An 8,194-nucleotide genomic window follows, 5' to 3' on the forward strand; every position below is an offset into this window, starting at 1 on the left:
AAATGGGAATCTTATTGGGGCGACTGCGTGGCCGCCCGCATGACCTGGTCAAGCACGGCATTCACGCGCGGGATCAGCACGCGCTGGCTGATGGCCATCGACTCGGCCGACAGTTGCGGCATGGTGGCCAGCATCTTGCGGCCCAGCGGCGTCTTGTAGAAGGCCGTCAACTGCTCGACTTCCGGCACCGTGTAAAAGCGCGCGTACAGGGGCACCATTTCGTCGCCCAGCTCATCGATCAGGGTCGGGTCGGCCAGAACCTGCGTCAGGGTGGCGATGGCCAGGGGGATTTCTTCCTCTGCGCTGGCCAGCGCGCGCGCCTTGCGCTGCTCATCCAGTTTCGGGTTGCTGTTGATTTGCTGCTGCGCCGACTGGCGGATCATCGCGGGCACCGATTGCAGCATCTGGTCGAAGATGCTGCGCGTCAGTTGCGGGAACTGCATCGCGTCGAGCATGCGCCGCACGGCCACTTTCATGGCGGGGCTGGGCGCCGCCTGGCGCGCGGGCGTGGCTTGCGCGCTCTGGGCCAAGGCCGGCAGGGTCGCAAGAAAAGCCAGCGAAAACGCGGCGAAGAAGGTGGCGACGATTTTTCTCATGGCGTGCGGGATATTGAGTGACTTGTAAATAGACATTGCCGGCAATGCATGTCGGCTTACGCCCGACGGGCTAAGCCGACCTACGAAACGCCGCTGGCGGCGCATAGCACGCCAATAGCAATTGGGGCTCCCGAAAGAGCCCCAATCATCTTACTCCGGCTGGGCCGGATCGGCCGGATCGACCGGGTCGGCCGCTGCCGGCGCAGGCGCGGCGTCCGCCTCCGTCGTCAGCTCGACTTCGTCGATATCCGTTTCCACCACGCGCTGCAGGCCGGACAGCTTGGTGCCGTCTTCCACGGCGATCAGGGTCACGCCCTGCGTCGCGCGGCCCATCTCGCGGATTTCCGACACGCGGGTGCGGATCAATACGCCACCGGTGGTGATCAGCATGATTTCATCGCTGGTATCGACCAGGGTCGCGGCAACCACTTTACCGTTGCGTTCGCTGGTCTGGATGGCGATCATGCCTTTCGTGCCACGGCCATGGCGCGTGTATTCAAGAATCGGCGTACGCTTGCCGTAGCCGTTTTCCGTTGCCGTCAGTACCGACTGCTGCTCGTTCTCGGCCACCAGCAGGGCGATCACGTGCTGGCCTTCTTCCAGGTTCATGCCGCGCACGCCGCGCGCCGTACGGCCCATCGGACGCACGTCGTTTTCGTCGAAGCGCACTGCCTTGCCCGAATCCGAGAACAGCATCACGTCGTGCTGGCCATCGGTCAGCGCCGCGCCGATCAGGAAGTCGCCGTCGTCCAGGTCGACCGCGATGATGCCGGCCTTGCGTGGATTGCTGAAGTCCTTCAGCGGCGTTTTCTTGACGGTACCGAGGCTGGTCGACATGAACACGTAATGGTCTTCCGGGAACGTGCGGTTCTCGCCCGACAGCGGCAGGATCACGGTGATCTTTTCGTTGTCCTGCAGCGGGAACATGTTGACGATCGGCTTGCCGCGCGAATTGCGCGAGCCTTGCGGCACTTCCCATACCTTCAGCCAGTACATGCGGCCACGATCCGAGAAGCACAGGATGTAGTCGTGCGTGTTGGCGATGAACAGCTGGTCGATCCAGTCTTCCTCTTTCGTCGCCATGGCCTGCTTGCCGCGTCCACCGCGTTTTTGCGCGCGGTATTCGGTGATCGGCTGGGCCTTCATGTAGCCGGTGTGCGACAGGGTCACGACCATGTCCTGCGGCGTAATGAGATCTTCAGTCTCGAGGTCGGTGGCGTTGAGTTCGATCTGCGAGCGGCGCACGTCCTTGTTGCCGGCGCCGTATTCGTTCTTCGCCGCCGTCATTTCATCGGTGATGATGACGGTGACGCGTTCCGGCTTGGCCAGAATGTCGAGCAAGTCGGCGATATGTTCCATCACGTCCTTGTACTCGTTGACGATCTTGTCCTGTTCCAGGCCGGTCAGGCGCTGCAGGCGCATTTGCAGAATTTCCTGCGCCTGGTCGTCCGACAGCTTGTACAGGCCATCCGTCTGCATGCCATAGTGCTTCGGCAGGTTTTCCGGACGGTAGGCATCGATGCCGCCTGGCGTCGTGCCGTCGCCCGTGCGGGCCAGCATTTCGCGCACGACGGACGAATCCCAGGCCTTGGCCATCAGCTCGACCTTGGCGATCGGCGGCGTCGGCGCGGCCTTGATGATGGCGATGAAGTCATCGATGTTGGCCAGCGCGACCGCCAGGCCTTCCAGTACGTGGCCGCGTTCGCGCGCCTTGCGCAGTTCGAACACGGTGCGGCGCGTGACCACTTCGCGGCGGTGCGACAGGAAGCATTGCAGCATCTGCTTGAGGTTCAGCAGCTTCGGCTGGCCATCGACCAGGGCCACCATGTTCATGCCGAAGGTGTCTTGCAACTGGGTCTGCTTGTACAGATTGTTCAGCACCACTTCCGGCACTTCGCCCCGTTTCAGCTCGATCACCACGCGCATGCCCGACTTGTCGGATTCGTCGCGGATGTCGGAAATGCCGTCGAGCTTCTTGTCGCGCACGTTTTCAGCGATACGTTCCAGCAAGGATTTCTTGTTGACCTGGAATGGCAGCTCGTCGACGATGATGGCGATGCGGCCGCCATCCTTGCCGTATTCTTCGAAGTGGGTCTTGGCGCGCATGACGACGCGGCCGCGGCCCGTGCGGTAACCGTCGCGCACGCCCGACACGCCATAGATGATGCCGGCCGTCGGGAAGTCCGGCGCCGGGATCAGCTCGATCAATTCATCGATCGTGCAATCGGGATTGCGCAGCACGTGCAGCGCGCCATCGATGACTTCGGTGATGTTATGTGGCGGAATGTTGGTCGCCATGCCGACGGCGATACCGGACGAGCCATTGATCAGCAGGTTCGGGATACGCGTCGGCAAGACCGTCGGTTCCTTTTCCTTGCCGTCATAGTTGGGCTGGAAGTCGACGGTATCCTTGTCGATATCGGCCAGCAGCTCGCTGGCGATCTTGTCCAGACGGCACTCGGTGTAACGCATCGCCGCGGCGCCGTCGCCGTCGACGGAACCGAAGTTGCCCTGGCCATCGACGAGCATGTAGCGCAGCGAGAAATCCTGCGCCATGCGCACCAGTGTGTCGTAGATCGAGGCATCGCCGTGGGGATGGTATTTACCCATGGTTTCGCCGACCACGCGGGCGCACTTGACGTAAGGGCGGTTCCACACGTTATTCATTTCATGCATCGCGAACAAGACGCGGCGGTGCACTGGCTTCAAGCCATCGCGCGCATCGGGCAAGGCGCGACCGACGATCACGCTCATGGCGTAATCGAGGTAGCTCTTGCGCATCTCTTCTTCGAGGGAAATAGGAATTGTTTCTTTTGCGAATTGATCCATTGGCGGTTCGACTGATCTCAGGCTGTGGTTAACTTATCTGTTACGCAATGTATGACGCAATACTGCATATCCTGGGTGGCTGTCGTCGTGGACGCCGCGCCGCGCGCTGCTGGCGTGGCCCGGTGTCCATGTCGCAGAGTGCCAGAACAAATCGGCGGGCTGGCGGCACGGCCAGTACGGCTACCGCAAGGGTAGGTGCTGGCCATGCCGTGCCGCCGTGGGCATTTGCTCGACACTCTTGACAGTCAAGCGCACGATTTTAGCATGCGCGCCCAGCTACCTGTACAAATTGGCCATACCGGCAAGATTGGCAGTTTGCACGGGAGCCGTGCATGTTGCCCTGTCGATAATGCACAATGGCAATATCAGTTCAAGACACCTGCCCTTAAAAGAGGCAAAAAAAGCGATCAATTGTTACAGACGCGTTACAAATGGGCATTTTCGTTGCGCAAAAACAACGCACGGTCTAAAATCGGGCAAGCTTTGATTTAACCACGGTCGTGTGCCCCTGATGCGTGTGGCAAAATGACTGGGAAGTTAATTGCTAGTTTCGCAATCTGAAACGAGCGCATATGGTCTACATGATAAAATCTTGGCACGTAGCACCAGTAGCGCAGTGTTGTTCTGCGGATATCACCCCCCGAAAGGAAAAAAGAATGAATAAATTTGTAACGCTGTTTTTCGCTGCATCCGCAGTGATTGCTGGCTCGGCTTCGGCCCAAACCCCAACCTCCCCACCATTCGCGCCAGTTACCACTGACATCAAAGCACCAAGCCCAAAAAGCGCTTACGTGCAAGATGCCCGCGGCGTCATCGTGCGTGACCCATTCGGTCTGTGCTGGCGTACCGGCTACTGGACACCTGCTGACGCGGTGCCAGGTTGCGACGTACCACTGTGCGTAGAGCCAGAAACCCTGCAAGACGGCAAATGCGTGGCTCCTCCAGCACCAGTCGTACCTGCTCCAGCACCAGCACCAGTCGTGCCAGTGCCAGTCGTCGTTGCTCCTACCTCGGAAAAAGTCAGCTTCGCTGCTGATGCATTCTTCGATTTCGACAAAGCTACGCTGAAGCCAGAAGGCAAGTCCAAGCTGGACGAGCTGGCCGCACAACTGGGTGGCATCAACCTGGAAGTCATCATCGCTGTGGGTCACACCGACTCCGTCGGCACCGATGCTTACAACCAAAAACTGTCGGTACGTCGTGCTGATGCTGTCAAAGCCTACCTGGTCAACAAAGGCGTTGAAAGCAACCGCGTGTACACCGAAGGCAAAGGCGAAAAACAACCTGTTGCTGATAACAAAACTGCCGAAGGCCGTGCGAAAAACCGTCGCGTGGAAATCGAAGTTGTTGGTACCCGCAACAAGTAATTGCTGAACCTCTGGACTTGCCGCAAGTCATCGCGCAAGTCAAGAACAGCATGAAAAACCCCGCTACGGCGGGGTTTTTTTTCGTCCGTGGCTGCCCAATTGTAAAATTGCCGCTATTATTCGACCTATGAACGCCGACCCTCTCGAAATCCAAAAATTCAGTGAGCTGGCCCACCGCTGGTGGGACCCCACTTCCGAGTTTCGTCCCCTGCACGAAATTAACCCCCTGCGCCTGGAATGGATCAACGCGAAAGTGCCGCTGGCCGGCAAGCGCGTGATCGACATCGGCTGCGGCGGCGGCATCCTGGCCGAATCGATGGCCCGCAAGGGCGCCGACGTGACGGGCATCGACCTGTCCGAAAAGGCATTAAAAGTTGCCGACCTGCACAGCCTGGAATCGGGCGCCAAGGTACGATACAAGCTGATCGCCGCCGAAGCCATGGCCGAGGAAGAGCCAGGCCAGTACGACGTCGTGACCTGCATGGAAATGCTCGAGCACGTGCCGGACCCCGCCGCCATCGTCAAGGCTTGCGCCGCGCTGGTCAAACCGGGCGGCCATGTCTTCCTGTCGACCCTGAACCGCAACCCGAAAGCGTATCTGTTCGCCATCCTGGGCGCCGAATACCTGCTGCGCCTGTTGCCGAAAGGCACGCACGACTATGACAAATTCATCACCCCGGCCGAACTGTCGCAATACCTGCGCAGCGCCGGCCTGGACGTCAACAGCATGCGCGGCATGGGCTACAATCCGCTGACCAAGATTTACTCACTTAATAGCGATACCAGCGTCAATTACCTGGTGGCCTGCACCCGGCCGCTGTAACCATCACGCACAATACAAGGCGGCTGCGGCCGCCATTTTTCATTCCCACTTGACACACTTTGCCCGCCATGATCACTGACCATCTGCCAGCCCCGCGCGCCATCCTGTTCGACCTCGACGGCACCCTGGCCGACACCGCGCCCGACCTGGCAGCGGCCATCAACCTGCTGCGCGCGCGTGCCGGCCTGGCGCCGACGCCGTACGACATCCTGCGCCCCACGGCCTCGGCCGGCGCGCGCGGCATGATAGGCGCGTCGTATGGCATTGCCCCAGGAGAAAGCGGCTACGAAGCCCTGAAAGACGGCTTCCTGAACAATTACGAAGCGGCCCTGGCCGTGGAAAGCCGCTTATTCGACGGTATCCCCGCCATGCTGGAAGGCTTGACCGCCCTGGGCCTGGCGTGGGGCGTGGTCACCAACAAGGCCGCCCGCTTCACCGACCCGCTGGTCGGCCAGATCGGCCTGGGCGCGGCCGGCTGCGTGATCTCGGGCGACACCATGCCCCACCCGAAACCGCACCCCGCCCCCCTGCTGGAAGCGGCGCGCCGCCTGGACCTGGCGCCGGAAGACTGCTGGTACGTGGGCGACGACCTGCGCGACATCCAGGCCGGCCGCGCCGCCGGCATGCGCACGGTGGCCTGCGCCTGGGGCTACTGCGGCCCCGTCGAGCCGCAGCACTGGAACGCCGACCATTTGCTGGAGACGCCGCAAGCGTTGCTGGAACTGGTGACTGGCGTGGTGAAGGCGGCGCAGGAGCGGCAGCTGGCGGCTTGAGGCACATCCCTTTTCGCAGCAGAAAGCTGGCGTCTGACCCGACGGGTCAGACCCCTTACGTCAATGGCGCGAATGCAGCATGCAAGAGTGGGCAGATTGCGCTACAATGAAGGTTCTGTGGGGACGACCTGGTTTCGACGTGGGTTGCAAAGCAGCGCAGGGCATACCGAGGGCGGGCTACCTCGTAAATACAACCTGAAAAAACTTAACTGCAAACGATAACTCGTACGCACTGGCAGCTTAATCGCTGTTAGCTCTAGAACACCTCGTCCCTGGGGTGGGCCGTCAAAAGCTCTAGAGTCATTTACAGGGACTCGTCGTATGCTGGGTTACTTAGCGTCCGACTAAATAATAGGTAACTCGCTTGCCCATAACGTGCACATCCGTGCTGGCTGAGTTAAATTAAATGATAGTGCTAAGTATGTAGAACTGTCTGTAGAGTGCTTGCGGACGCGGGTTCGATTCCCGCCGTCTCCACCACCGAATAAATAAAAAGGGCTTCCCCGTTTTGGCGGGGAGGCCCTTTTTATTTATTCCATGCATGCAGAACGCGGGCGTCGCATCCGCGTCCGGTACGGACGCGGGGGTTTTGCGGGACTTCGGCGAGCGCAGCTCGGCGCCGCAAAACCGGGTTGCGCTTGCAAGCGCAACCCTCTCCGATTCGTCTGACTAGCTTTTGCGCCGCAGGCGGTTTTTCCTAGCAACAACATCAGCCGCTCAGGCCGTGTACGAAAACCGGACCTGACCCTCGCTCCTGGCCGTGTACGAATGCGGAGCTGACCCTCGCTCCTATGCCAGCATGATACTTTCAGCAGGCGAGCATCCTATGTGGATAGCAAAACAGATGGGACATGCTGACTGGACGATGATTGCCAGGGTATATGGACGTTGGATGCCGGATGCGGATCAGACTGCGGGTTCGAAAGCTGAAAGCGTCTTCGGAATTTGACGATTATCTCTTTATCGGTAGAGTTTCATAGAACGTACTTAGGCCCACAGTGAGGCTGAAAAGTACATCACAAAAAGTAACTGAAACCATACATTATGACGCCACAATGCAGCGTTAAAACAGTATACTTCCCTAACCAATTTAAGGACATCACATGCCGCTGCAGCTTAAAGACTTTGTCAAGCTGAACCAAATCATTGAACGTATCCAGATCGGCAACTTCGATGCGAATGATGTCGACAACCTGCTAATGAAGCTGCGTGCATATGCCGGAAAGAAAATCGTCTTTCTTGAAGTAGCGCATTTCGTTGCACACTCGGACGCTCGAGATAGAGGCTTAGCGCAGCAGTCCATCACTGCGTTCGTTGATTCGATACAATATTTTCAAGAATTCGTGTCTGAGAAACGTTCATTAGACATTAGCAAACCATTTCCCGCCTACATTTACCGTTTATTTCTTTCCCAATCTCGTCTTTCAGATGATCGCCAATTAAGGGAAAAGTATAAGATGAGTCAGGCCACACTCATTAAAAAAATTGAAGCTAATTTTTTGATAGACAAGAAAACGGGAACATGCCGCCTGAGAAACAATAAAGGCGGAATTGATTTTTTTGCATCTCTGCAATTCATCACCAGTTTCATCCATTCAAGGCCAGCCTTTCACATCCGCGATTTCCATATAGAATTGAAGGACGTCATGCGGACGCAAAAAATCGTTTTTGACGAAGCAGCTTGGGATGCCCAAGTCGACCGGATCTCACTCGCGATTCTCTGCCTTGTATCGAATACCGAGTTCGCACTTGCCAACGGAAACAAGGCTAGTTGTAGGCTTGAAACCGAAAAACACTTTAGGCTTC

General features: G+C 58.3%; 7 protein-coding genes and 1 other RNA gene. 6 read left to right on the top strand and 2 right to left on the bottom strand.

The features are described from left to right. Positions 1–11: 11 nt before the first annotated feature. Both HWE17_RS10325 and gyrA read right to left on the bottom strand, forming a co-directional pair. A complete protein-coding gene (locus HWE17_RS10325) occupies positions 12–632 on the bottom strand; it encodes a DUF2059 domain-containing protein (RefSeq protein ID WP_176388708.1) in 621 nt (206 codons plus the stop codon). Positions 633–746: 114 nt separating this feature from the next. Continuing rightward, positions 747–3,425 (bottom strand): DNA gyrase subunit A, encoded by a 2,679-nt coding sequence (gene gyrA / locus HWE17_RS10330; protein ID WP_176388709.1) that lies wholly within the window; start codon positions 3,423–3,425, stop codon positions 747–749. A gap of 264 nt (positions 3,426–3,689) precedes the next feature. Here gyrA and HWE17_RS10335 point away from each other — a divergent pair, with 264 nt between their 5' ends. From HWE17_RS10335 to HWE17_RS10360, 6 genes are all read left to right on the top strand, one after another. Continuing rightward, positions 3,690–3,917 (top strand): hypothetical protein, encoded by a 228-nt coding sequence (locus tag HWE17_RS10335; RefSeq protein WP_176388710.1) that lies wholly within the window; start codon positions 3,690–3,692, stop codon positions 3,915–3,917. Positions 3,918–4,081: 164 nt separating this feature from the next. Then, on the top strand, positions 4,082–4,792 hold the full coding sequence (gene ompA, locus HWE17_RS10340) for an outer membrane protein OmpA (RefSeq protein ID WP_034751810.1): 711 nt from the start codon (positions 4,082–4,084) through the stop codon (positions 4,790–4,792). Positions 4,793–4,919: 127 nt separating this feature from the next. Further along, positions 4,920–5,615 (top strand): bifunctional 2-polyprenyl-6-hydroxyphenol methylase/3-demethylubiquinol 3-O-methyltransferase UbiG, encoded by a 696-nt coding sequence (ubiG, locus tag HWE17_RS10345; RefSeq protein ID WP_035825644.1) that lies wholly within the window; start codon positions 4,920–4,922, stop codon positions 5,613–5,615. Between the two features lie 68 nt (positions 5,616–5,683). Beyond that, the gene (locus tag HWE17_RS10350; RefSeq protein ID WP_176388711.1) at positions 5,684–6,388 is read left to right on the top strand and encodes an HAD family hydrolase; all 705 of its coding nucleotides are present in this window, start codon (positions 5,684–5,686) and stop codon (positions 6,386–6,388) included. A gap of 119 nt (positions 6,389–6,507) precedes the next feature. Continuing rightward, positions 6,508–6,868: a transfer-messenger RNA gene (gene ssrA, locus HWE17_RS10355) on the top strand. A 623-nt stretch (positions 6,869–7,491) separates the two neighbouring features. Continuing rightward, positions 7,492–8,194, top strand: a 703-nt coding sequence (locus HWE17_RS10360) for a hypothetical protein (RefSeq protein WP_176388712.1), incomplete at its 3' end; no start/stop codon positions are given.

Origin of the sequence: Janthinobacterium sp. BJB401, assembly GCF_013372745.1 — a bacterium.
In the GTDB taxonomy this organism is placed as follows: domain Bacteria; phylum Pseudomonadota; class Gammaproteobacteria; order Burkholderiales; family Burkholderiaceae_D; genus Janthinobacterium; species Janthinobacterium rivuli.

Bases quoted from the DNA above. Each gene is read 5' to 3' on its own strand.
- HWE17_RS10325 (WP_176388708.1), bottom strand. From the start codon at position 632: ATGTCTATTTACAAGTCACTCAATATCCCGCACGCCATGAGAAAAATC.
- gyrA (WP_176388709.1), bottom strand. From the start codon at position 3,425: ATGGATCAATTCGCAAAAGAAACAATTCCTATTTCCCTCGAAGAAGAG.
- HWE17_RS10335 (WP_176388710.1), top strand. From the start codon at position 3,690: ATGCGCGCCCAGCTACCTGTACAAATTGGCCATACCGGCAAGATTGGC.
- ompA (WP_034751810.1), top strand. From the start codon at position 4,082: ATGAATAAATTTGTAACGCTGTTTTTCGCTGCATCCGCAGTGATTGCT.
- ubiG (WP_035825644.1), top strand. From the start codon at position 4,920: ATGAACGCCGACCCTCTCGAAATCCAAAAATTCAGTGAGCTGGCCCAC.
- HWE17_RS10350 (WP_176388711.1), top strand. From the start codon at position 5,684: ATGATCACTGACCATCTGCCAGCCCCGCGCGCCATCCTGTTCGACCTC.